Genomic DNA, 22,636 nt, shown 5'->3' with positions numbered 1-22,636 from the left:
CATGATGAATCTAGAAGGTAAGATCGCGCTAGTTACCGGCGCAAGCCGTGGTATTGGCCGCGCGATCGCGGAACTTCTTGTCGAGCGAGGTGCTACGGTTATCGGTACTGCTACTTCTGAAAGTGGTGCGGCTGCTATCAGCGAGTATCTTGGTGATAACGGTAAAGGCTTAGCGCTTAACGTGACTGATGTCGAGTCTATCGAAGCGACATTAAAAACGATCAACGAAGAATTTGGTGTGATCGATATTCTGGTGAATAACGCTGGTATTACTCGTGACAACCTATTGATGCGCATGAAAGATGATGAGTGGAACGACATCATCGATACCAACCTAACGCCTATCTACCGCATGTCTAAAGCGGTTTTACGCGGTATGATGAAAAAACGTGCGGGTCGTATCATCAACGTAGGCTCTGTTGTTGGTACCATGGGTAATGCTGGTCAAACTAACTACGCAGCAGCGAAAGCGGGCGTGATTGGTTTTACTAAATCAATGGCTCGTGAAGTTGCGTCTCGTGGTGTAACAGTGAACACTGTTGCTCCTGGTTTCATCGAAACTGACATGACTAAGGCGCTAAGTGATGACCAACGTGCGGCAACTTTGTCGAACGTGCCAGCAGGTCGTTTAGGTGACCCACGTGAAATTGCATCAGCAGTAGTTTTCCTTGCTTCTCCTGAAGCAGCGTACATTACTGGTGAAACTTTGCATGTAAATGGTGGCATGTACATGGTTTAATGCGACAGTTTATGCAAAATAAGCTATTTTACATTGTGAAAAATAGCCTATAGTTGCAGTTAACTGTCATGAACTTGTCATGCTTATGCGCAAGATTTGTGCATGATTTAAGTCAAAAATGTATTGAAATTCGGTTAAATTCGCTAATTTTGTGGTTTGACCAGCAAGGACCCCCTTGCAACTTTCAATAGTTCGAATAAACTACGGAATCATCGCATTAGGCGAAATCTGTAAAGGAAAAGAAAAATGAGCAACATCGAAGAACGCGTAAAGAAAATCATTGTTGAACAGCTAGGTGTAGACGAAGCAGAAGTTAAAAACGAAGCTTCTTTCGTTGATGATCTAGGTGCTGATTCTCTAGACACTGTAGAACTAGTTATGGCTCTAGAAGAGGAATTCGACACTGAGATTCCTGACGAAGAAGCTGAGAAGATCACTACTGTTCAAGCTGCAATCGACTACGTAAACAGCGCTCAGTAATTAGCTCTCCCAGGCGGTCTCCTAGACCGCCTGTGTTCTTTCTAACTTCTTCTATCCTCTCATAGAAATATTCAATTCCCGGAGAATTATATCGTGTCCAAGCGTCGTGTAGTTGTCACTGGCATGGGTATGTTGTCACCGGTAGGCAACACAGTAGAATCATCTTGGAAAGCCCTGCTAGAAGGTCAAAGTGGTATCGTAAATATCGAGCACTTTGATACTACGAACTTCTCAACTCGTTTTGCAGGTCTTGTTAAAGATTTCGATTGCACAGAGTACATGTCTAAAAAAGATGCTCGTAAGATGGACCTTTTCATCCAGTACGGCATTGCAGCGGGTATTCAAGCTCTTGATAACTCTGGCTTACAAATTACCGAAGAAAATGCGGCTCGAGTTGGTGTTGCTATCGGCTCAGGCATTGGCGGTCTTGACCTTATCGAAACTGGCCATACTGCATTAGTAGACAAAGGCCCTCGCAAAGTTAGCCCATTTTTTGTTCCTTCGACCATTGTAAACATGGTTGCAGGTAACCTATCTATCATGCGTGGTCTCCGTGGTCCAAATATCGCGATTTCTACCGCATGTACTACTGGCCTGCATAATATCGGCCATGCAGCACGTATGATTGCCTACGGCGATGCAGATGCGATGGTTGCTGGTGGTGCAGAAAAAGCTTCTACGCCTCTTGGCATGGCTGGCTTCGGTGCAGCTAAAGCACTATCTACTCGTAATGAAGAGCCTCAAAAAGCGTCTCGCCCATGGGATAAAGGCCGTGATGGTTTTGTTCTAGGTGATGGTGCTGGCATGATGGTGCTTGAAGAGTACGAACACGCAAAAGCACGTGGCGCGAAGATTTACGCAGAACTGGTTGGTTTTGGTATGTCTGGTGATGCTTACCACATGACTTCTCCAAGCGAAGATGGCTCTGGTGGTGCACTTGCGATGGAAGCGGCAATGCGTGACGCGAACATCACAGGTACCCAAGTAGGTTATGTGAATGCTCACGGTACATCTACTCCAGCTGGTGATGTTGCAGAAATCAAAGGCGTGAAACGTGCTCTTGGTGAAGAAGGTGCGAAGCAAGTTCTTGTATCTTCAACTAAGTCGATGACGGGTCACCTATTAGGTGCAGCAGGCTCTGTTGAAGCAATTATCACGGTTATGTCTTTGGTTGACCAAATCGTTCCACCAACGATTAACCTTGATGATCCAGAAGAAGGTCTAGACATCGACCTTGTGCCGCACACTGCGCGCAAAGTTGAAGGTATGGAATACGCTATCTGTAACTCGTTTGGCTTTGGTGGTACAAACGGTTCTTTGATCTTCAAAAAGTTCGCTGAGTAACACTATCTAACCTTATTTAGATAAGCGAAACTTGTATTCTAACGGCTCGATGCTTAGCATTGAGCCGTTTTGTTTTATTTGTTGTCTGCTAATTTGAAGGTACGTGAATGTTTTGGGTAAATGGAGTTCCGCAAACGCATGTAGAGCTAGGTGATCGCTCATTCCAATACGGTGATGGAGGCTTTACCACCATCCTGACCCAAAATGGAGAGTTGGTTTACTGGCAGGAGCATACTGAGCGCATGAGTGCTTGCCTTGACGCTTTGAAGATCTCTTCACCTGACTGGAAAGTTGTGCATGGTTGGGCAAGCAAAGCGGTTTTATCTGACGCACGAGCGGGGGTGAAGATTCACGTTAGCCGCGGTATTGGCGGGCGAGGGTATAGCCCTAATGGGATTAAAGGCCCTATCGTGACGATTTCCAATTTTGCATTTCCTTCTCATTATTCATCTTGGCAAGAACAAGGTGTGGACTTGGGCGTTTGTAATACTCGTCTAGGGATTCAACCTTTACTTGCGGGACATAAGCACAACAACCGTTTAGAGCAGATTCTCGCCAAGGCTGAAATCGACAATACAGAGTTTGCAGATGCAATAACGTTAAATGTGCAAAACCATGTCATTGAAACTACAATGGCCAACCTTTTTTGGGTTAAAGGTAATAAAGTATTTACGCCGGAGCTGACCTTATCAGGCGTTACGGGCGTAATGCGTCGTAAGGTGCTTGAGTTACTTAAAGTAAGTCATATTGAAGTCATCGAGGGGCGTTTTATACTTCCAGATTTGCTGAGTGCTGACGAGGCTTTCATGTGTAACTCAATATTAGGTGTCGCACCTATTCGCAGCATAGTGACATCGAACTCTAAGACTATATTTCCGATAGGAAAATTGACTCAACGACTGCAAGGGAATTTAACTACGTGATTAAAAAACTGTTGGCTTTTGTTGTGCTGATCGCAGTGATAGGCGCAGCAGCTGTTTTTTATATAATTTCACAGGCTAAACAATACGTTGAAAAGCCTATTCTATTGGAACAACCTCAGCTGTTTACTGTAGAAAGTGGTACAAGCTTTCATCATGTCATGCGCGCCTTAGTTGAAGATGAGGTGATTGAAACATCGGAGTACATCCGTTTAATTCCTCACTTATATCCAGAATTGTTGCAAGTGCGAGCGGGTACTTACCAACTTGAGCCTGGTATGTCACTTTCGCAAACATTGGAGCATCTGAATACTGGAAAAGAATACCAGTTTGCGATCACTTTTGTTGAAGGCAGCCGCTTTTCTGAATGGGTAGATCAACTAAAAAGTGCTCCTTATTTAAAGCATGATTTAACCGATCTTTCAGAAAAAGAAATGGCTGCGAAGCTCGGAATTGAGAGAGAAAAGCTAGAAGGGTTGTTTTTAGCAGAAACCTACCATTACACAGCGGGTGCGAGTGAAAGCCAGTTATTAAAACGAGCGCATCGAAAACTCAATAAAATACTGGATGCTAACTGGGAAGCGCGTCAAGAAAAGCTGCCATTACAGGACAAATATGAAGCCTTGATTCTCGCGTCTATCATCGAGAAAGAGACGGCTATTGATTCTGAGCGTGAGCGCGTCGCTTCTGTGTTTATCAACCGATTGAACAAACGCATGCGGTTACAAACTGATCCGACAGTTATTTATGGTATGGGTGACGCCTACGATGGCAACATTCGTAAGAAAGATTTGCGTACGCCGACACCATATAACACCTATACCATCAATGGTTTGCCACCAACACCGATTGCGATGGCTGGTGAAGCTTCCATTGAAGCGGCTTTGAATCCAGAAAGCAGCAACTATTTATATTTTGTAGCAAGTGGAAAGGGCGGACATGTATTTTCGAAATCCCTTGCTGAGCACAACCGTGCTGTTCGTGCCTATTTAAGAGAACTAAGAAAGAACAAATGATGAAAGCAAACTTTATTGTCGTTGAAGGCCTAGAAGGCGCGGGTAAAAGCACTGCGATTAAAACCGTTTTAGATACGCTAAAAGCGGCCGGTATTGAGGATATCGTAAATACCCGTGAGCCAGGAGGCACACCGCTAGCAGAAAAAATGCGCGCTCTGGTGAAAGAAGAGCACGAAGGCGAAGAACTTAAGGACATGACGGAGTTGCTTCTTCTGTACGCTGCACGTGTTCAGTTGGTTGAGAACGTGATCAAACCAGCTTTGGAAAACGGTCAGTGGGTGGTTGGTGACCGACACGATATGTCGTCGCAAGCTTATCAAGGTGGTGGCCGTCAGATTGACGCATCGTTAATGAAAAATCTCCGGGATACAACGCTTGGTGATTTTAAACCTGCTCTCACTCTCTATATGGATATTGACCCTCGTGTTGGGCTTGAGCGTGCACGTGGGCGTGGTGAGTTAGATCGTATAGAGAAGATGGATATTAGTTTCTTCGAGCGTACACGTGAGCGTTATTTGGAGATTGCTCATGCCGATCCTTCCATCGTTATCATTAACGCAGAACAGACGATTGAAGGCGTGTCGCGTGATATTCGGGACGCTCTAAACGAGTGGCTAGCTCGTCAATAAGTGAAACGTAAATTTAGGTGACTCATGTTAAATGATTATCCATGGCTACAGCCAATATGGGATAACCTCAAAGTAGGGTTAGAGTCGGACAGAATACCAGGTGCGCTTTTATTACAAAGCGAGCAGGGCTTGGGCATCGAAAAACTTATCGAGTTTTTTAGCCAAGCACTTCTTTGCCAAAATTACGCGAGTGAAGCATGCGGTTTTTGTCATAGCTGCCAGCTAAATCAATCTCAAAACCACCCTGATTTACACTGGATCAAGCCAGAGAAAGAAGGAAAGGCGATAACGGTGGACCAAATTCGCGCTTGTAACCGTCTTGCTCAGGAATCATCTCAGCTTAATGGTTACCGCCTATTTGTAATAGAACCGGCGGACTCTATGAACGAGTCGGCATCGAATGCGCTGTTAAAGACGCTAGAAGAGCCTGGGGCAAAGTGCTTGTTTTTGCTCGTTACCCACAATCAGGAGCGTCTGCTCCCAACGATTCGTAGCCGTTGCCAACACTGGGTTGTTGCGCCTCCGTCAGCGGAACAAGCGATGAAATGGATGCACGAACAAGGGGCGAAGCAAGTTCCTGCTTATGCCTTAAAACTGAATATGGGCTCTCCAATAAAAACATTGGATGCGTTAAATAATGGTGAGCTCGAAGCTTACTTGGCTTTTGAACGCAGTTTTATTAAGGCAATGTCTTCGCCTGTTTCAGACGTTTCTGAGTGTGCTTCTTTAATCGCTAAACACTCAGAGCAATCACTAGACTGGGCATGGTATTTACTGACAGATGCTCAGAAAGCGCAGTTTGGTGTATCAGAAGCTCAAATGCTTCCGGGCGCGACAAAGTTTCAACCGGACAACTATAACGGTTTGTACTCATCAGCGAAGGCGCTGATGAACCTAAAAGCTCAGGTGCAAGCCTTTCCTGGCCTGAACCTTGAGCTACTATCAATGAATTGGTTAATTGAATCACGAGAGGCATTATGTTCGTAGATTCTCATTGTCATTTAGACAAATTGAATTACGACGATCTCCACATCAATGTGGAAGACGTTATTAACAAAGCTAAACAAGCAAACGTAACTGAACTACTTTCTGTTGGAGTAACGCTGGATTCTTTCCCGAAAATGATGGAAATGATCGAGCCTTATGACAATGTTTATGCTTCGTGCGGTGTGCACCCACTTGATGTTGAAAGCGACTTTTCGATGGACGTATTGCGCCACCATGCGTCGAATGCAAAAGTCGTCGCTATTGGCGAAACGGGTTTAGATTATCATTACAAGCCCGAAACGGCCGCGTTACAGAAAGAGCGCTTTGAGCAACACGTTGATCTTGCAGTGGAGCTCAACAAACCTTTAATTATCCATACCAGAAACGCACGTGCGGATACTCTAGATATTTTGCGTAAGGGTGGGGCAGAGAAATGTGGTGGTGTTATCCACTGTTTTACAGAAGATCTTCCATTTGCTGAAGCTGCACTGGAGCTGGGGTTTTATATTTCTATCTCGGGGATTGTTACTTTCCGTCAAGCTACAGAGTTAAAAGAAGTGGTGAAGACTCTACCTTTAGAGAAGCTTCTTATTGAGACAGATTCTCCTTACTTGGCTCCTGTCCCTCATCGTGGCAAAGAGAATCAACCCGCTTACGTTGTCGAAGTCGCTTCTTATATTGCGCAACTCAAATCGTGCTCTCTTTCTGAAGTGGCACAAAAAACCACCGAAAACTTCCGAAATCTTTTTTTGCGATGAAAAAATAATAAGAGCATAAAAAAGGAGCTTAGGCTCCTTTTTTGTTGATAAAAACAACAGATACGCTCACGAGTTTAATGTTTACTAAAAATGTTGATTTAATAACATTCAAAAATCACAAATGTAATTTTGTTACTAAAAATAACATTGAGGCGTATTTTATTTACGCCTTAAAATTAATTATATAAATAATTAATTTCTTATAAAACAGTAACATAAATGCAATGCAAACCTTTTCATCGGCTGTTTTTGGGTGTGATCCAAGACTTGTTTTGAAACTAAATTTCGTAACTGTGTGGAAAGTTTGAGGGTCATCAATATATATTTAGAGCCGGAAAATATAATGCAGTTGTGGTTACATTTTCATTGGGTGCTAACCTTTAGGCTACGGGGGTGTGCCGTTAGTGCCCAAATAATACTTATAAATTTATCAGGAGCATAAACATGTTTAAGAACCTTTTTGCTAACCTGCAAAAAGTTGGTAAGGCTCTGATGCTTCCAGTATCAGTTTTACCAGTTGCAGGTATTTTATTAGGTGTGGGTGCTGCCCATCTAAGCTTTATTCCAGAAATCGTTTCTAATCTTATGGAACAAGCTGGTGGTTCAGTATTCGGCCAAATGGCACTTCTATTTGCAGTAGGTGTAGCTCTAGGCTTCACTAACAACGACGGTGTTGCAGGTCTTGCAGCTATCGTTGGTTACGGCATCATGACGGCAACGCTAGGTGTAATGGCGGGCGTTATGGGTGTTGAGAAAATCGATACAGGTGTACTAGGTGGTATCCTTGTCGGTGGTGTGGCTGCTTGGGCATTCAACCGTTTCTTCAAAATCCAACTTCCAGAGTACCTTGGCTTCTTCGCTGGTAAGCGCGCAGTGCCAATCATCACTGGTTTTGCTGCGATCATCCTAGGTGTTATCCTTTCTGTTATCTGGCCACCAATTGGCGGTGCAATTTCTGCATTCTCTGATTGGGCTGCACACCAAAACCCACAGCTAGCATTCGGTATCTACGGTGTTGTTGAGCGTTCTCTAATCCCATTCGGTCTACACCACGTATGGAACGTACCGTTCTTCTTCGAAGCAGGTTCTTGTGTTAACGCTGCCGGTGAAGCTCAAAATGGTGTACTAACTTGTTACCTAGTTGCTGATGAAGCATCTCGTGCTGCTGGTAATGGCTTCGGTCAGCTAGCGGGTGGTTACATGTTCAAGATGTTCGGTCTACCAGCTGCAGCAATCGCAATTGCTCATTGTGCTAAACCAGAAAACCGTGCAAAAGTAATGGGTATCATGGCGTCAGCTGCACTGACTTCATTCCTAACTGGTATTACTGAGCCAATCGAATTCTCATTCCTATTCGTTGCTCCACTACTATACGGTATCCACGCTCTACTAGCTGGTTCTGCATACATCGTTTCGAACACTCTAGGCTTTGTACACGGTACTTCTTTCTCTCACGGTCTGATCGACTTCCTAGTTCTATCTGGTAACGCTCAGAAGATGGTGCTAATGATTGCCGTTGGTCTAGTTTACGCAGTAATTTACTACGTAGTGTTCCGTGGTGTAATCACAGCGCTTGACCTAAAAACACCTGGCCGTGAAGATGAAACGGAAAGTGCAGCTGTAACTTCTGGCTCTGATATGGGCGGTGAACTGGTTGCAGCGTTTGGCGGTAAAGCTAACATTACTGGTCTAGATGCATGTATCACACGTCTACGTGTAGCAGTTGCAGATACAGCAGCTGTTGACCAAGACAAGCTAAAACAACTAGGCGCTGCTGGTGTTGTAGTTGTAGCTGGTGGTGTACAGGCTATCTTCGGTACTAAGTCTGATAACCTAAAAACTGAAATGGATGAGTGGATTCGTAACCACGGTTAATCGCAGTCATTCATAGTAATGCATAAAAGGAGGCTTCGGCCTCCTTTTTTAGTTCCTATTTTATTAACTGACAGTTCCTTTTTAGTGTGATCCTAAACTCATCTTTACTTTTGTCAGCTTTTTCATACATCGAGCTTACCCATCGTTGACATATTGATATGCCATTATGTTTGAATAGCGAATAATGTTTTTTTGAATAATTGATAACGTGTATGAAGAACAAATTCATTTTAGTTTTGGGACTAGTTTCTAGTACGGCAATGGCGGCAAGCGAACCAACGGATCTATCAGTTGGTATGGCTGTCGATCAACAATTAAGTGTTGTTGTAGAGTTAGATAACAAATATCGTGGCATTATCGGAAACGATGGTATGGCGTTTGATTACATCGCTAAGCGTGGAACATTCGATCAAAACATGCCTGTGACTTGGTATGTCGGCGTTGGTGGCTGGTATGAATGGGATGACGAGTTTGGTGTGAGAGTACCACTTGGTGTGAACTGGGATTTATCACGCGGCTGGGACCTTTATGGTCAAATACACCCAGAGCTAGATCTTTACAAAGGTGCTGACTTGCAACTTGGCGGCGCCGTTGGCATCAAGTACAGTTTCTAGAATAAAAGAAACATAAAAAAACGCCGGTAAATACCGGCGTTTTTTGTTTGGAATGCAATACTGTTATTGTTTATCCATGGCTCGATTGATGCAAACGGCAGCGCCGCCCCAAGTGATACCTAAACCAATAACCATCATAATAATTGCGCTGATTGTCATTTTGCTGTCTCCTTGCGGTTCACTGCGTTGATCACTAGACCAAAGATAAAGAGTGCGGCGATAAGTGCCCAGCCTAAAGTTAGATCATAGCCACCGTAGCCTTCAGTAATTAGGGCGTATAGCTTGGTCGCTAAGATAATGGCGAGCATGATTGGTGTAACGAAGCGTAAGCAGATCTCGAACCATTGACCAACAGAGAAATCAGAGCGCTCGTTAACGTAATTACGTACTTCTGGCACGCGCTTCAATAGCCACGCCATCAAGACAATCTCAACCAGACCACCAACCATGATGCCAACGTTGTTTGCAAAGTGGTCTACTAGATCGAGTAGCAGCAGACCGCCATTGGTAGCAAACGCCATAGAGACAACGAAGCCAATACCAATCACAACATTTGCAGCTTTTTTACGGCTCCACTTCAGCTTGTCGATAATGGCTGAAGTTACGGCTTCCATAATTGAAATATGCGAACTTAGACCAGCAACCACCAGTGCAAAGAAGAACAGTGGACCAAGAATATATGGGGCAGGTAGTAGGTTAATTGCCGCAGGTAAAGTAACAAAAGCCAAGCCAACGCCTGCAGATACCACCTCTGTTAACGGCTTACCTTGCTCTTGAGCCATGTAACCCAATACTGAGAAGATCATGATGCCGGCTAGGATCGAGAAGCCACAGTTGATCAACACGGTCATAAACGCGTTATTCGTTATGTCCGACTTTTCTGGTAGGTAGCTAGAGTAAGCTAGCATGATGGCGAAGCCGATACTTAACGTAAAGAAGATCTGACCATATGCCGCTGCCCATACTTTCACATCCCAAATTTTGCTGAAATCGGGTTCGAACATGTAGTTCACGCCATCTAGAGCTCCTGGCAAGAAAATCATACGTCCGATTAAGAAAATCACCATCAAGAATAGGATTGGCATCATAATTTTAGATGCTCGTTCAATTCCTGATTTCACGCCTTTGGCAATAGCGGTGTAAGTAATTGCCCAAGCAATTACCATGGATAAAGCAATCTTCCATTGAATACTGCCTAAGTCTGTTGGTGAGTTGTCACCTAGCTTTAGGTATTCACTAAAGAAAAATGCGTTGGTATCGGTTCCCCAACCTTGAGTGAACGACAACCCAAAGTAAGAAATCGACCAACCGATAACAGCCACATAGTAAACGGCAATAACTGCAGCCACACCAACTTGGAACCAGCCAAGCCATTCAAATTTAGAATGAATTTTCGCTAGTGTTTTTGGTGCCGAGCCTCGGTATTTTTGTCCCATACTGAACTCAAGGATCATAAATGGAATACCGGCAGTGATCATGGCAAAAATGTAAGGAATAAAAAATGCGCCGCCACCGTTTTCATAGGCCATGTATGGGAAACGCCAAATGTTTCCCAAACCGATAGCAGACCCAACTGCTGCTAAGATGAATCCCGCCCGGGATCCCCATTGTTCTCGCTTCATATTTGACTCCTATAAGACTCCCTGAGGAATGAAGCTCTCTACGTAACACAGTAATAATTGCGCAAACAGTTGGAAGAAAGGACCGCTGTTATCCATCAGCTTTTCTATCCTTAATTCTAACTTTTTATAATTTTATAGAGCTATATTCTGGCTACTGTAAGAGAAAGTAGATTATTAATCTTAAAATTTTGATGTGTGTTTGATAAAACTGAAATATTTATCTGTTTTCACTGATCAGACTAACTTCTAATAATACTTAGCGCAATAGAATCTAAATGTTAATTCAGATGCGTTGTCTGGTTTTAATCTTGTTAAATTTGAGTTTGATTGTGGTTTTGTGTGGGTGGTTGGTTGTTTGTCTGGAATAAATAACTGGGATCTAATAATTGCTTTGGTGTTTAAGACTATTTTGATGAATTAGGGCGTACGGCTATCTTTTGTGCACCTATCTAGATGATGCTTCGTTACTTTGCCAAACAATGGTGTTTAGACGATATCCTTTATCGGCTCTGTGCAGGACTCGTTCAGCGTTCTTTGTGACGAGTCCTACAAAGGAACATGCATAAAAATTAGAAGCGGAAACTAAAACCGACATTTGATTGGAATTGGTTCATCCAATCAGTATCGAACTTAATGATACAGTTTGAGCCGTCATTAGGTAGAGTACAGGCGCCAGATGTATCGTTATCAACGACCGTTCCTAACCATCTCAGTTGGGCCGTTAATGCAAAGTTCTTTGAAAATTCATATTCCAGCCCTGCAAAAGCGCTAGCCGAAAATCCGTATTTTTTGTCTACCCAATCCACATCGGCATAAGAAGCGCCCAAACCTACACCGATATAGGTTTGCCAATTTTCTGCGACAGGATAGTACATGCTGCTTTGGAAGTGCAGATAATGTATATCTGCCGAGTTGGACAGCTTTTCAAGTTCCGTCGATTGATTGGAGTAAAACAATCCGATCCTTCCTTTTTCTAAGGGAGTCTCGACTGAAAGAGCGTAATTCACTGCGGGGTCGAGAGCGTATGTATTACCACTTTCATCCTCTACTTGGCCGCCTCCTGTATAGCCTATGTATGGCGTAACGATGATATTCGCTTGTGCATTGATAGCAGTACTCATCATCATGATTCCTACTAGCCAGCTGAGTTTTTGGTTCATGCCCTATCTCCTTATTATGACTAAGCTAATTGTGATGGGTTAGTCAAAATTGCGCGACTAAATTAAGCAAATCTTGAACATATTTCACACCGGTGTTATTAATTTGTTACATATTAAGGAGGTGTTTATGGAACACGATCTAAAATCCGCATTAATCATTGTGGTGACTGTTTTTGCAGTGCTTTTGTCATTTGGCATCATTGCTATTACAACAGCTTAAGATAACCACTTTTACCAAACGTTTTAACAAAATGGCGTGAGCCTATGATACGTAACAGCGGTATAATCACAGAAAGCCATGCAGAGCTTGATGTAAAAGTTTATGAGCACTTTAGGCATGGTAAAACTGCTTTAGTCACGCAAGGTGGAGGGCAGAGAGGGATTTTTACCGCTGGCGTTTTAGACGCCTTTTTACTTTCCAACTTCGATCCTTTCGATGAATTCTATGGCACCTCTGCCGGAGCACTCAACTTATGTTCTTACTTGTGTCGTCAACATGGCATGGGCAAAGCTTTTATTACCGAGCTGACAACGTCTCCTGAATTTTTTAATCTGTTTCGCTATATCCGAAAGCAGCAGTACTTAGGTTTAGAGTGGGCATTAGAACGGATTCAAGATTTCCCATACAAGCTTGACCTTGATTTAGGTCGCAGTGCATTGGGAAAACGAGGAGCGTTTGCTGCGGTAACGAATATAGAGACGCTATCAGATCAATATCTACCAATCTTGGATGACTCGTGGTTTAACACTATGCTAGCGACATGTGCGATTCCCAAGTTGTACCACGGACCTGTCGACGTAAATGGCAATAAGTTTGTGGATGGCGGCGTGTCTGCCTCTATCCCTGTACAAGAAGCGTGGCGTCAGAATGCTCGCAACATTATTGTCATTCGCACAGAGCCGTTTTCAGAGATTGAAGCGAGAGCCCAAAGTGAAGTGGGGGATGTGCCTGTCGAATGGTATCGGGAGTATATCAACTCAGTACAGCAATCATGGCAGCAAAAAGTGAATCAGTGGAAGCTGGATTGGGCGTCGTTCTTCCAACAAAAAATTAATGCAGCACATCAATCGAAGCTTGCAGGGAAAATGCTGTTAAATGGAGGTCGTTGGTTGTTCGGTGCCGATAACTTGTATCGTTTAAGTCATCTGATTGGTGAGAATTTTGATTCAGGTTTAGCCGACATGCTGATGATTCATTATCAAACATTTGAGCTCACTCAGGCCTTTATATCTGCTCCACCTGACGACACTTTTATTTTACAAGTTGCGCCTAAAGAGGGACTTCGTTCTTCTTCTTTGTTAAGTGACCAAGAGTCACTAGAGCATGACTATCAACTTGGGCTTCAAGCTGGGTTTAACCTAGTTCAACTCTATGACCAGCTGGATGTTGAAATTGATGGTAGAGAGAGTGCATAAACCTTCTTACGTTCACGATGTGCGCAATATACAAAGCATATAAATAAGGCTCCATTTTCGGAGCCTTATTTGCGGGTTCTTGTGGTTAACTCCGGTTAGGTATAACGACTACGCTTGTAGAATGCGCATGCAGTTGGTTGAGCCCACAACATCCATTACATCGCCTTGAGTAATAATGACTAAATCACCTTTGTGCAAGAACCCTTGCTCTTTAAGGCTAGTAATCGCTGCTTGAGCCGTTGGTAAACCCGCATCACTTTTTGACTCGAAATATACAGGTGTCACGCCTCGGTATAATGCTGCTCGATTTAGTGTCGATTCATTCCGTGATAAGGCAAATATTGGCAAGCCAGAGCTTAAGCGAGACATCATCAACGCAGTCCTGCCGGACTCAGTTAACGAGATCATCGCTTTAATTCCTTCCATGTGATTCGCAGAGTACATGGTTGCCATTGCGATGGTTTCTTCAGCGGTTTCGAAGGTTCTATCTAAGCGATAGGTTGATAGACTTGCCTCCGACATTTTTTCTGCCCCCACACATACTTCGGCCATGGATTTGACCGTTTCTACAGGATATTTACCTGCAGCGGTCTCTCCAGAAAGCATCACCGCGTCAGTGCCGTCTAGAACCGCATTGGCCACATCCATCACTTCAGCACGCGTTGGCATTGGGCTAGTAATCATGGACTCCATCATTTGTGTCGCAGTAATCACGATACGGTTTAAACTGCGTGCGCGGCGAATCAGTTTTTTCTGGACACCTATGAGCTCAGGGTCACCGATTTCTACACCAAGGTCACCACGTGCAACCATCACCACATCGGATGCGAGAATAATGTCGTCAATAGACTCATTGGTCGCGACGGTTTCTGCTCGTTCGACTTTAGCCACTAACATGGCTTCAAGGCCTGCATCTCTGGCTAAGCGTCGAGCGTAATGCATGTCTTCGCCGTTACGCGGGAATGAAATAGCAAGGTAGTCTACTTGAATTGCTGCGGCGGTAAGAATGTCGGCTTTATCTTTCTCTGTGAGCGCATCGGCTGACAATCCGCCGCCTTTTTTGTTGATCCCTTTATTGTTGGACAGTGGACCACCGACAATCACACGGGTATGAACTTTATTACCCTCTACTTTGGTAACTTGCAGCTGAACGCGTCCATCATCGAGTAATAAAATGTCATTTGGTGAAACATCTTGCGGTAGTTCTTTATAATCTAACCCTACAGATTCTTGATTGCCTTCACCTTTTGGTAAATCACTATCTAATGTGAATTTATCGCCCACATTCAAAATGACTTGGCCGTCTTTAAACGTTGATACACGGATTTTAGGGCCTTGTAAGTCACCAAGAATTGCAACCTGACGCCCAAGTCTTGCTGCAATGGTACGGACTTTGTTCGCACGTTGAATGTGGTCTTCACTGGTTCCATGTGAAAAATTCATACGGACAACGTTTGCACCGGCTTTGATGATCTCCTCAAGTATATTGTCCTTATCCGTTGAAGGACCCAGCGTAGTGACAATTTTTGTTCGTCTTAATTTGGAAGTCATAGATTCTCCGATGAATGTGTGTGTAAAGGTAACTTGAACTCTATCCTTACTTTACGCAATCGCTCTCAAGGTTAGCCTCGTTGCTGAGCCCACACCTTAAAGCTATTTGAATATAAGTATATGCACAGAATGTTTACATTAAGAGTAACCCCGGTAAAACAGACAGATATTCGACAGGCAATGGCCTTATTGATAAAAATGCGCTGCTTTAAAGGCACTACTTCATAATTTAGTGAATAAAAATAAGTTATTTTTCAAACAATTTAACAGGAGTAGATTCTTCGTTATTTGATTGAATACACAAACAAACAGGTTTATACGTGATGCTTGTCACGGGGATTTATTAATTCACTTCACAATTAGTTCGCAAAGTAAAAAAATTGTCCCGTTATAGAATTTCGGAGTGCAAGATGTACATGGCTCAACCGGGCCATATTGATCATATCAAACAGGTCAATGCTGGTCGTGTATATAAACTAATTGACCTAAAAGGTCCTATTTCTCGAATTGATTTGTCCAAGCAGAGTGAGCTTGCTCCTGCTAGTATCACCAAAATCACTCGAGAATTAATTGAAGCGCACTTGATTCATGAAACGACAGTACAAGAAGCGACGAGTCGTGGTCGACCTGCTGTCGGTTTGCAGGTCAATAATGAAGGCTGGCAATTTTTGTCAATGCGTTTGGGGCGGGGTTATTTAACCATTGCTTTGCATGAGTTAGGCGGTGATGTACTGATCGATACTAAAATCGAGATACACGAGCTTGACCAAGACGATGTCCTTGAGCGCCTGCTTTACGAAATTGATGAATTTTTTCAGACTTACGCGGATCAACTGGATCGGGTTACCAGTATTGCCCTTACACTGCCTGGTCTCGTGAACTCAGAGCAAGGTGTCGTTTTGCAGATGCCTCATTACAATGTCGAAAATCTTGCTCTTGGACCAGAGATATACAAAGCAACAGGCTTGCCAGTTTTCATTGCCAATGACACGCGAGCTTGGGCTTTAGCAGAAAAGCTTTTTGGTCATTCTCAAGATAATGACAACTCCGTTCTTATCTCTATCCACCACGGTTTAGGTGCGGGCATCATTCTGGATGGGCGCGTTTTGCAAGGCCGTCACGGTAACATTGGTGAACTCGGGCATATTCAAATTGACCCAAATGGAAAACGTTGTCATTGCGGCAATATTGGTTGTTTGGAAACCGTTGCCAGTTCTCAAGCAATTCGTGAAGAAGTCGTAAGACGAATCGCTGATGGCGAAGACTCTATTCTTGCTAAACAAGAAGAAATGAGTATTGAGAGCATTTGTGAAGCCGCTGCAAACGGTGATCCTTTGGCCGTCGATGTGATTGAAAAACTTGGACGCTACTTAGGCTCTGCAATTGCTATTGTGATCAACTTATTTAACCCTGAGAAAATCTTGATCGGTGGTGTGATTAACCAAGCAAAAGATGTGCTTTATCCTGCGGTTCGTCGCTGTATCGAAGAGCAGAGTTTACCTGTTTATCACCAAGATCTTGAGCTGGTGGAGTCTCGTTTCTATAAGCAAGCCACAATGCCTGGTGCCGCGTTGATTAAGCAAGCGTTGTACGATGGTCAACTATTGATGAAGGTTGTGGAAGGTTAAGTACTTTTTAACATGATGATGTGCCTGGCTGTTGAGACTGCATTTGTAGGTGATTTAGGGTGAGACTTAACGGCTCACCCTTTTTGATCGCCTATTACTAGAAAGGGAATTTGAGTTATGTTGCATTGCTATATCTGCGCCATTCATGTAATTTCCTAAAAAGCTCAAGTAAATAAACAAAATGGCTTTCAATGTGCTGCGTGACTTTGCGTCTGATGCAAAGAGAAGTAATACGCTAAAACTGTTGTACTTTAAAGCTGTGCTCGAAAAGCCAAATATTTTAAGGTTATTTGGTTATATAACCTTGCTGTGTCTGTACTGATTTCGAGTAAAATAAGAATTATCCATAATTTAGGTAGTAGTATGTCCGGAGTGTTAAATACGGTTGACCAGCGTACAAACTTGGTTGGTGAAAATCGACTAGAGCTTCTGCTGTTCACTTTAAATAGTCGCCAATTATTTGCGATTAATGTGTTCAAAGTGAAAGAGGTCATCAAGCTTCCACCGTTAACCAAGCTCCCTGGCTCGCACTACAATATTCGTGGGGTTGCTTCTCTACGAGGTGAAGCGGTACCAGTGATTGATTTACGAGGCGCAATTGGTTTTCCTGCTTTGCGTGGCGAAGCGGAAGAAGAAAATTTGATCGTGACAGAGTACAACCGCACGGTGCAGGGCTTCTTAGTCGGTCCGGTTAAAAACATTATTAATACGGCATGGACTGAAATTCAGCCGCCTCCTTCCACGTCTGGTCGCTCGAATTACCTCACGGCTATCACGCAAATCAAAGAGGGGGATGCCTCTCAAATTGTCGAAATTATTGACGTTGAAAAAGTTTTAGCAGAGATTGTACATTACGACGTGACTATCTCGGAGGACATTCTCGATCAAGAATTGGCCCAAGCAATGGTCGGGCGTAATGTTCTGATTGTAGATGATTCCTCTACAGCTCGTAATCAAGTTCGCGATACGCTTTCTCAATTGGGTATGAATATCATCGAGTGTCGTGACGGGCTAGAAGCGTTAACGGTTTTAAAACGTTGGTGTGATGAAGGTAAAGATGTAGAAAAAGAGCTGTTGATGATGATTACGGATGCTGAAATGCCTGAAATGGACGGTTATAAACTGACCCATGAAGTGCGCCAAGATCCACGTATGTCTAAGTTGTTTATCACATTGAACACTTCTCTGAGCGGTAGTTTTAATGAAGCCATGGTACAAAAAGTAGGCTGTGATCGCTTTATATCTAAATTCCAACCGGATCTGCTGGTTGAAGTTGCTCAAGACCGATTACGCCAGATGCTTTCTAAAAGTGCATGATTAGATCTAGTGAAATCAGAGGGAGCGCACCTCTCTCTGATTTTTAACATCTCTCTCCTTAATTCCTCTGTACTAATGGAAATCCCGAGATTTACTTTGTAGATTGTTCAAGTAGTGCGTGCAATCAATCAACTTGCCAGCAATAACGTGCGTGACTTCTCCCTCTCTTTCAAGAATGCCTTTCACCATTAATACTTTAGCGCCTAAATACGCTTGCTTTTGGGCTCGTGCTGTCGCTTGCCAAACGACCACATTAATGTTGCCCGTGTCATCTTCTAGCGTAAAAAATGTCACGCCAGCGGCGGTGCCTGGAGATTGTCTTCCTGTTACCACGCCTACCACTGTGACCAGTGACTTATGCGGCTTCTCTGCCAGTTGCATCATGCGAGTAAAGTGAGGGAGTTTGCCCGTTTCTTCTAATAATTTAATTGGATGGCGGCTAAGAGATAGTCCCGTGCTTGCGTAATCCTCAATTAAATTTTCATATTCAGAGGGTTGAGTCTGGTAGCTAACATTGGGTTCTTCGACCTTGTGAAACAATGGTAGGTCAGATAAGGAATCCATTGCTGCCCAGCGAGCGTTATAACGATTCCCCGATAAGGCCTGAAATGCATTGGCTGAAGCCAATAATTCAATGTCACTTCGGCTTCTTAATATCTGCTTTACTTCTTGAATCGTTCGGTAACCATTAAGTGGTTTGCGCTCAATAAGCCTTTGTGCGCTTTCTGCGTTAAAGCCTTTCACCAAGCGAAAACCAAGTTGCACGCCGAGCCTGCCATTCGGACGTGAGACGAGATGATGCTGATATTTTGAATGATTGACGCACACCGGCAATACTTCGATGCCATGTCGGCGAGCATCTTGTACTAATTGCGATGGGCTATAAAATCCCATTGGTTGGCTGTTCAACAATGCAGTGTAAAATTCGGCTGGGTAATAATATTTTAACCATGCAGAACAATATGCCAGCACTGCGAAAGACGCTGAATGACTTTCAGGGAAGCCGTACTCACCAAAGCCGCAAATCTGATCGAAAATGCGCTCAGCAAACGCTAAGTCATAGCCTCTCTCTTGCATACCATTGATCAGTTTTGGTCTGAATTTAGCGAGATCGCCATTCTTTTTCCATGATGCCATCGCTCGACGGAGTTGATCGGCCTCGCCGCCGCTAAACCCTGCGGCTACCATGGCTAGCTTGATGACTTGCTCTTGGAAAATAGGGACGCCCATAGTCCGCTCAAGAACGCTTTTTACTTCTTCCGATGGATAACTGACAGGCTCTTTGTGATCTCGTCGTTTTAAAAAAGGATGCACCATATCACCCTGAATAGGGCCTGGACGAACAATTGCAATTTGAATCACTAAGTCGTAATAACAAGCAGGCTTTAGGCGAGGAAGCATGCTCATTTGTGCACGAGATTCAATTTGGAATACGCCTATCGTGTCAGCTTTTTGGATCATGCGGTACACGTGTGGATCATCTTGTCGGCGAGTGATCTCGGAAATCGAGAGGGATCGCTGGTGATGTTTCTCGACCAGTTGAAAGCACTTTTTGATGGCGTTTAACATGCCGAGTGCGAGTACATCGACTTTTAGTAGCTTCAAGCTTTCTAAATCGTCTTTATCCCATTGAATGATAGTGCGATCTTCCATCGAGGCATTTTCAACAGGTACCAACTCATATAAAGGGCCAGATGAAATTACAAAGCCACCTACGTGCTGAGATAAATGGCGTGGGAAGCCAATGATCTCGTTGACCAATTGGATAAACTGCTGCCCTTTGAGAGATTCTGGTTGTAAGCCAAGTTCAATAATTTGAGCTTGCCAGCCTTGGCTGCGATCTCGGCGATTAACGTTCTTAATGAAAAAATCTAATTGGGTCTCTTCAATCCCTAGTGCTTTACCGACTTCACGCACGGCACTTTTAAAGCGATAGCTGATCACTGTTGCAGCAAGTGCTGCACGCTCACGACCATATTTTTTGTAAATATACTGGATAACTTCTTCACGGCGCTCGTGTTCAAAGTCCACATCAATATCCGGCGGTTCCTTACGTTCTTTACTGATAAATCGTTCGAATAAGACAGCGATTTGTCGAGGATCGACGGCGGTAATTTCCAGGCAATAACACACTACAGAGTTTGCAGCGGAACCTCGCCCTTGGTAAAGAATACCTTGCTGTTTCGCAAACATTACGATGTCGTGAATAGTAAGGAAGTAGTAGTGGTACTTAAGCTCTTGAATAAGCGCCAGTTCATTCTCGATGGTTTGATTGACTTCTGCGGGCACGCCTTCAGGAAAACGCAGCTTTTTACCACGTTCGACCAACATACGTAAGTAAGAGTCGGGTGTATAACCATCTGGGATCAGCTCGGTAGGATATTCGTATTTTAAATCTGAGAGCTTAAACTCGCATAAATCGGCGATGTAAGTGCTTTCTTCCAGCCATTCTGGTTTGTAAATCCGAATCAACTTTTTAAAAGGACGAAGCGCTCGCTCTGTATTCGAAATACGATCAAAACCGAGTTTATCGACGCTACACCCATGCTTTATAGCAGTAAGTACATGCTGTAATGGCAAGCGTTCAACATCATGCATGAGAACGCCTCCGCAGGCAGTTATAGGTAATTGAAATTCATGTGCTAACTGCTCGCAGTGCGCAATGTACTCAGTATCGTTGTTACTCAAATGGCGCTGAATCGCTACCCACAAACGATTAGCGTGGTGTTGATTGAGCCAGCGCCCCCAATAGTGATCACTCTCTTGATGTGTGGGCAGCCACAATACCAAACAATGTCGAACCGACATCAAATCCCATTCGAACAGTTGATAGTTGCCTTTTTCACTGCGTCTCCTTGCGTTTGTGATGATACGACACAACTCGGCATAAGCCTTGCGACAAGGGCAAAGCAGTACGATTTGGCATTCATCATTTAACCAAAACATACTTCCAACGATTTGTTTGATATCGAGTTTATGTTGTTCGATGGTCGCATGGGCTTTGACAACGCCCGCGACTGAACATTCATCCGTTATAGCTAGAGCTTGATAGCGATAGAAAGCAGCTTGGAGTACCAGCTCTTCTGCATGAGAAGCCCCAGTCAAAAAAGAGAAGTTAGACTGACAAAATAGTTCCGCGTAACTCATAATGACCCAACAAAAATAACTGTCGATTTAACAAAAATAGCCATGAAGAAACCAGTGCTTGTGCTGATCGCGAAATATCCATAACCAGCGGCCTTGCTTGGTGTGTGCAATGTAGTAATCACGCATGATCTCATCACCATCCCACCACCCAGAAACTATTCGCTCAGGTCCGTGGACCAAAGAAACTTGCTCTTGCAATACAATGGGAGTCGGTAATTGCATTGCGGGGCGTAGTATGGATGGTATGGCGTGCCCCTTTTCATCCGGAGCATCAGCAGGGCGATACTGACTGGCCTTTTCTGGTCTAGGATCGCAAGCAATATTGGGTTTTAAAACGGCACTTTTTCCCAATTTAGCTTGCAGTAAAGAAAGCAACTCTAAAGCATTCATGTTTCCTTTCTGCCCAGCAAAGAGATCGCGTGATGCACTAAGAGGCTCACCTTGACGGATGACTTTTAACGTTAGCCCTGTGACTGGGCCATTAAGCGAGAGTGACTCTAAGCTCAAACTCGCTAACTGTTGCCAACGCTGACATAGGTAATCACCTTGCGCAGAAGTGAGTTGAAGGTGTTGCTCTTGTTTCTCACGCTGGTGGAGTGTTAAACACAGTTCAAAAGCGACCTTATCTCTTAATTTAAGAAAGATTTCGAGTTGACGAAGTAATTTGGCCAACGGCTTTTCAATCCACTGAACGTTTTCGATCTCAAACAACAGCTCTAAATAAACTTGGAAGGATTCGGTAGGGTGATAAAAGTCGACAGGGTGTTTAAACTGCCCAGTCAGTCGACCAACGTAGTTCACCAAATCGATATCAAAGCGTCGTGCGATGTCTTGCAATGGCAGTTCAAGCAGGTTTTGCAATGTGGTGACACCTACACGTTGTAACTTCTCTACGGTAGCGTTTGATAAATCTGTCAGTGTTAACGGTATTGGTGATAAGGCTTTTTGTATGGCAGATTTGTCTTCGCTGATGACGTTCGCTCCTGATAATGCCATCAATTTGGCAGCAAAAGGCGAAAAACCACATCCGAATTGAAAACTCAGTTTCAGCTCCGATAAGTGAGCTCTGACTTTGTTCCAATAGTTTTCAAACCCTTCATACAGAGCGAGCATTGGAGTAGCACGCAGCAAAATACCTTGGTTTGGCATCAACACAACGTCAGATGTGATCAAATACAGCCATTGAGCAATTTCTTGTAACTTGCTCAATTCGGTGTGCGGATGATAAGGATGCACTTGTAAATCTCGACACAAGGACGCAGCACTGCCTAGGCCCATACCAGGCTTAATGCCTTGTTGTTCGGCAATCTCGTTGTATTGAAGAATCTGGCAACGTTGGCTTTCGACAATCACCACGGGTTGTTCTTGGTTATCACCAAAGAGTGCGTCTAGCTGCAGGCGAGGGAAGTGCAAGTAAATCCACAGAGCCATAT

At 43.8% G+C, this 22,636-nt stretch carries 20 protein-coding genes; 14 read left to right on the top strand and 6 right to left on the bottom strand.

Annotated elements, in window-relative coordinates:
• The first annotated feature begins 4 nt into the window (after positions 1-4).
• From fabG to R7E78_RS00230, 10 genes are all read left to right on the top strand, one after another.
• The gene (gene fabG / locus R7E78_RS00275) at positions 5-739 is read left to right on the top strand and encodes a 3-oxoacyl-ACP reductase FabG (protein ID WP_025767222.1); all 735 of its coding nucleotides are present in this window, start codon (positions 5-7) and stop codon (positions 737-739) included.
• 246 nt (positions 740-985) lie between these two features.
• A complete protein-coding gene (acpP, locus tag R7E78_RS00270) occupies positions 986-1,219 on the top strand; it encodes an acyl carrier protein (protein ID WP_004406112.1) in 234 nt (77 codons plus the stop codon).
• A 93-nt stretch (positions 1,220-1,312) separates the two neighbouring features.
• Entirely contained in the window at positions 1,313-2,563 is a 1,251-nt protein-coding gene (gene fabF, locus R7E78_RS00265) for a beta-ketoacyl-ACP synthase II (RefSeq protein ID WP_005372948.1), read from the top strand.
• A gap of 107 nt (positions 2,564-2,670) precedes the next feature.
• Positions 2,671-3,486, top strand: a complete 816-nt coding sequence (gene pabC / locus R7E78_RS00260; RefSeq protein ID WP_042523095.1) for an aminodeoxychorismate lyase — start codon at positions 2,671-2,673, stop codon at positions 3,484-3,486.
• On the top strand, positions 3,483-4,499 hold the full coding sequence (gene mltG / locus R7E78_RS00255; RefSeq protein WP_025767224.1) for an endolytic transglycosylase MltG: 1,017 nt from the start codon (positions 3,483-3,485) through the stop codon (positions 4,497-4,499). The genes pabC and mltG overlap by 4 nt, the downstream gene beginning before the upstream one ends.
• Positions 4,496-5,128, top strand: coding sequence for a dTMP kinase (gene tmk / locus R7E78_RS00250; protein ID WP_005387350.1), 633 nt, complete (start codon positions 4,496-4,498; stop codon positions 5,126-5,128). Before mltG ends, tmk begins: the two co-directional genes overlap by 4 nt.
• 24 nt (positions 5,129-5,152) lie before the next feature.
• Positions 5,153-6,115, top strand: coding sequence for a DNA polymerase III subunit delta' (locus R7E78_RS00245; protein ID WP_047103417.1), 963 nt, complete (start codon positions 5,153-5,155; stop codon positions 6,113-6,115).
• A complete protein-coding gene (locus R7E78_RS00240) occupies positions 6,106-6,873 on the top strand; it encodes a TatD family hydrolase (protein ID WP_005372957.1) in 768 nt (255 codons plus the stop codon). Before R7E78_RS00245 ends, R7E78_RS00240 begins: the two co-directional genes overlap by 10 nt.
• 444 nt (positions 6,874-7,317) lie before the next feature.
• Positions 7,318-8,748, top strand: coding sequence for a PTS glucose transporter subunit IIBC (gene ptsG, locus R7E78_RS00235; RefSeq protein ID WP_005372959.1), 1,431 nt, complete (start codon positions 7,318-7,320; stop codon positions 8,746-8,748).
• 212 nt (positions 8,749-8,960) lie between these two features.
• Positions 8,961-9,362, top strand: coding sequence for a hypothetical protein (locus R7E78_RS00230; RefSeq protein ID WP_005372960.1), 402 nt, complete (start codon positions 8,961-8,963; stop codon positions 9,360-9,362).
• A gap of 63 nt (positions 9,363-9,425) precedes the next feature.
• Here R7E78_RS00230 and R7E78_RS00225 read toward each other — a convergent pair whose 3' ends face one another.
• The 3 genes from R7E78_RS00225 to R7E78_RS00215 form a co-directional block, all read right to left on the bottom strand.
• Positions 9,426-9,521: a MetS family NSS transporter small subunit gene (locus R7E78_RS00225; RefSeq protein WP_262640480.1), complete on the bottom strand. Its 96-nt coding sequence runs from the start codon at positions 9,519-9,521 to the stop codon at positions 9,426-9,428.
• Positions 9,518-10,984 carry a sodium-dependent transporter gene (locus R7E78_RS00220; RefSeq protein WP_005372966.1) on the bottom strand — a complete coding sequence of 489 codons (1,467 nt, stop codon included), beginning with the start codon at positions 10,982-10,984 and terminating at the stop codon, positions 9,518-9,520. Before R7E78_RS00220 ends, R7E78_RS00225 begins: the two co-directional genes overlap by 4 nt.
• Positions 10,985-11,553: 569 nt before the next feature.
• Positions 11,554-12,144 (bottom strand): outer membrane protein, encoded by a 591-nt coding sequence (locus R7E78_RS00215; protein ID WP_053349626.1) that lies wholly within the window; start codon positions 12,142-12,144, stop codon positions 11,554-11,556.
• Positions 12,145-12,271: 127 nt separating this feature from the next.
• Here R7E78_RS00215 and R7E78_RS00210 point away from each other — a divergent pair, with 127 nt between their 5' ends.
• Together R7E78_RS00210 and R7E78_RS00205 are read left to right on the top strand one after the other, a co-directional pair.
• Positions 12,272-12,364, top strand: a complete 93-nt coding sequence (locus R7E78_RS00210; RefSeq protein ID WP_005372970.1) for a YnhF family membrane protein — start codon at positions 12,272-12,274, stop codon at positions 12,362-12,364.
• Positions 12,365-12,408: 44 nt separating this feature from the next.
• Complete coding sequence (locus R7E78_RS00205; RefSeq protein ID WP_262640478.1) at positions 12,409-13,560, top strand: patatin family protein; 1,152 nt, start codon at positions 12,409-12,411, stop codon at positions 13,558-13,560.
• Between the two features lie 108 nt (positions 13,561-13,668).
• Here R7E78_RS00205 and pyk read toward each other — a convergent pair whose 3' ends face one another.
• Positions 13,669-15,111 carry a pyruvate kinase gene (pyk, locus tag R7E78_RS00200; protein WP_005372972.1) on the bottom strand — a complete coding sequence of 481 codons (1,443 nt, stop codon included), beginning with the start codon at positions 15,109-15,111 and terminating at the stop codon, positions 13,669-13,671.
• Between the two features lie 410 nt (positions 15,112-15,521).
• Between pyk and R7E78_RS00195 the strand changes: the two genes are divergently transcribed.
• Together R7E78_RS00195 and R7E78_RS00190 are read left to right on the top strand one after the other, a co-directional pair.
• A complete protein-coding gene (locus tag R7E78_RS00195; RefSeq protein WP_005385828.1) occupies positions 15,522-16,739 on the top strand; it encodes an ROK family protein in 1,218 nt (405 codons plus the stop codon).
• A gap of 363 nt (positions 16,740-17,102) precedes the next feature.
• Positions 17,103-18,056 carry a chemotaxis protein CheV gene (locus tag R7E78_RS00190; protein ID WP_005372976.1) on the top strand — a complete coding sequence of 318 codons (954 nt, stop codon included), beginning with the start codon at positions 17,103-17,105 and terminating at the stop codon, positions 18,054-18,056.
• 72 nt (positions 18,057-18,128) lie between these two features.
• Here R7E78_RS00190 and R7E78_RS00185 read toward each other — a convergent pair whose 3' ends face one another.
• Positions 18,129-21,203 carry an error-prone DNA polymerase gene (locus R7E78_RS00185; protein ID WP_064354175.1) on the bottom strand — a complete coding sequence of 1,025 codons (3,075 nt, stop codon included), beginning with the start codon at positions 21,201-21,203 and terminating at the stop codon, positions 18,129-18,131.
• A gap of 27 nt (positions 21,204-21,230) precedes the next feature.
• Positions 21,231-22,634 carry a Y-family DNA polymerase gene (locus R7E78_RS00180; RefSeq protein ID WP_262640477.1) on the bottom strand — a complete coding sequence of 468 codons (1,404 nt, stop codon included), beginning with the start codon at positions 22,632-22,634 and terminating at the stop codon, positions 21,231-21,233.
• Between the last annotated feature and the right edge of the window lie 2 nt (positions 22,635-22,636).

Source organism: Vibrio sp. YT-19(2023) (genome assembly GCF_033337395.1).
Note: the sequence above shows the minus strand (reverse complement) of the source record. Positions and strands in the feature narration are given on the sequence as shown.

Coding starts and splice junctions, on each gene's coding strand:
- fabG (WP_025767222.1), top strand. CDS start 5: ATGAATCTAGAAGGTAAGATCGCGCTAGTTACCGGCGCAAGCCGTGGT.
- acpP (WP_004406112.1), top strand. CDS start 986: ATGAGCAACATCGAAGAACGCGTAAAGAAAATCATTGTTGAACAGCTA.
- pabC (WP_042523095.1), top strand. CDS start 2,671: ATGTTTTGGGTAAATGGAGTTCCGCAAACGCATGTAGAGCTAGGTGAT.
- tmk (WP_005387350.1), top strand. CDS start 4,496: ATGATGAAAGCAAACTTTATTGTCGTTGAAGGCCTAGAAGGCGCGGGT.
- R7E78_RS00245 (WP_047103417.1), top strand. CDS start 5,153: ATGTTAAATGATTATCCATGGCTACAGCCAATATGGGATAACCTCAAA.
- R7E78_RS00240 (WP_005372957.1), top strand. CDS start 6,106: ATGTTCGTAGATTCTCATTGTCATTTAGACAAATTGAATTACGACGAT.
- ptsG (WP_005372959.1), top strand. CDS start 7,318: ATGTTTAAGAACCTTTTTGCTAACCTGCAAAAAGTTGGTAAGGCTCTG.
- R7E78_RS00230 (WP_005372960.1), top strand. CDS start 8,961: ATGAAGAACAAATTCATTTTAGTTTTGGGACTAGTTTCTAGTACGGCA.
- R7E78_RS00225 (WP_262640480.1), bottom strand. CDS start 9,521: ATGACAATCAGCGCAATTATTATGATGGTTATTGGTTTAGGTATCACT.
- R7E78_RS00220 (WP_005372966.1), bottom strand. CDS start 10,984: ATGAAGCGAGAACAATGGGGATCCCGGGCGGGATTCATCTTAGCAGCA.
- R7E78_RS00215 (WP_053349626.1), bottom strand. CDS start 12,144: ATGAACCAAAAACTCAGCTGGCTAGTAGGAATCATGATGATGAGTACT.
- R7E78_RS00210 (WP_005372970.1), top strand. CDS start 12,272: ATGGAACACGATCTAAAATCCGCATTAATCATTGTGGTGACTGTTTTT.
- R7E78_RS00205 (WP_262640478.1), top strand. CDS start 12,409: ATGATACGTAACAGCGGTATAATCACAGAAAGCCATGCAGAGCTTGAT.
- pyk (WP_005372972.1), bottom strand. CDS start 15,111: ATGACTTCCAAATTAAGACGAACAAAAATTGTCACTACGCTGGGTCCT.
- R7E78_RS00195 (WP_005385828.1), top strand. CDS start 15,522: ATGTACATGGCTCAACCGGGCCATATTGATCATATCAAACAGGTCAAT.
- R7E78_RS00190 (WP_005372976.1), top strand. CDS start 17,103: ATGTCCGGAGTGTTAAATACGGTTGACCAGCGTACAAACTTGGTTGGT.
- R7E78_RS00185 (WP_064354175.1), bottom strand. CDS start 21,203: ATGAGTTACGCGGAACTATTTTGTCAGTCTAACTTCTCTTTTTTGACT.
- R7E78_RS00180 (WP_262640477.1), bottom strand. CDS start 22,634: ATGGCTCTGTGGATTTACTTGCACTTCCCTCGCCTGCAGCTAGACGCA.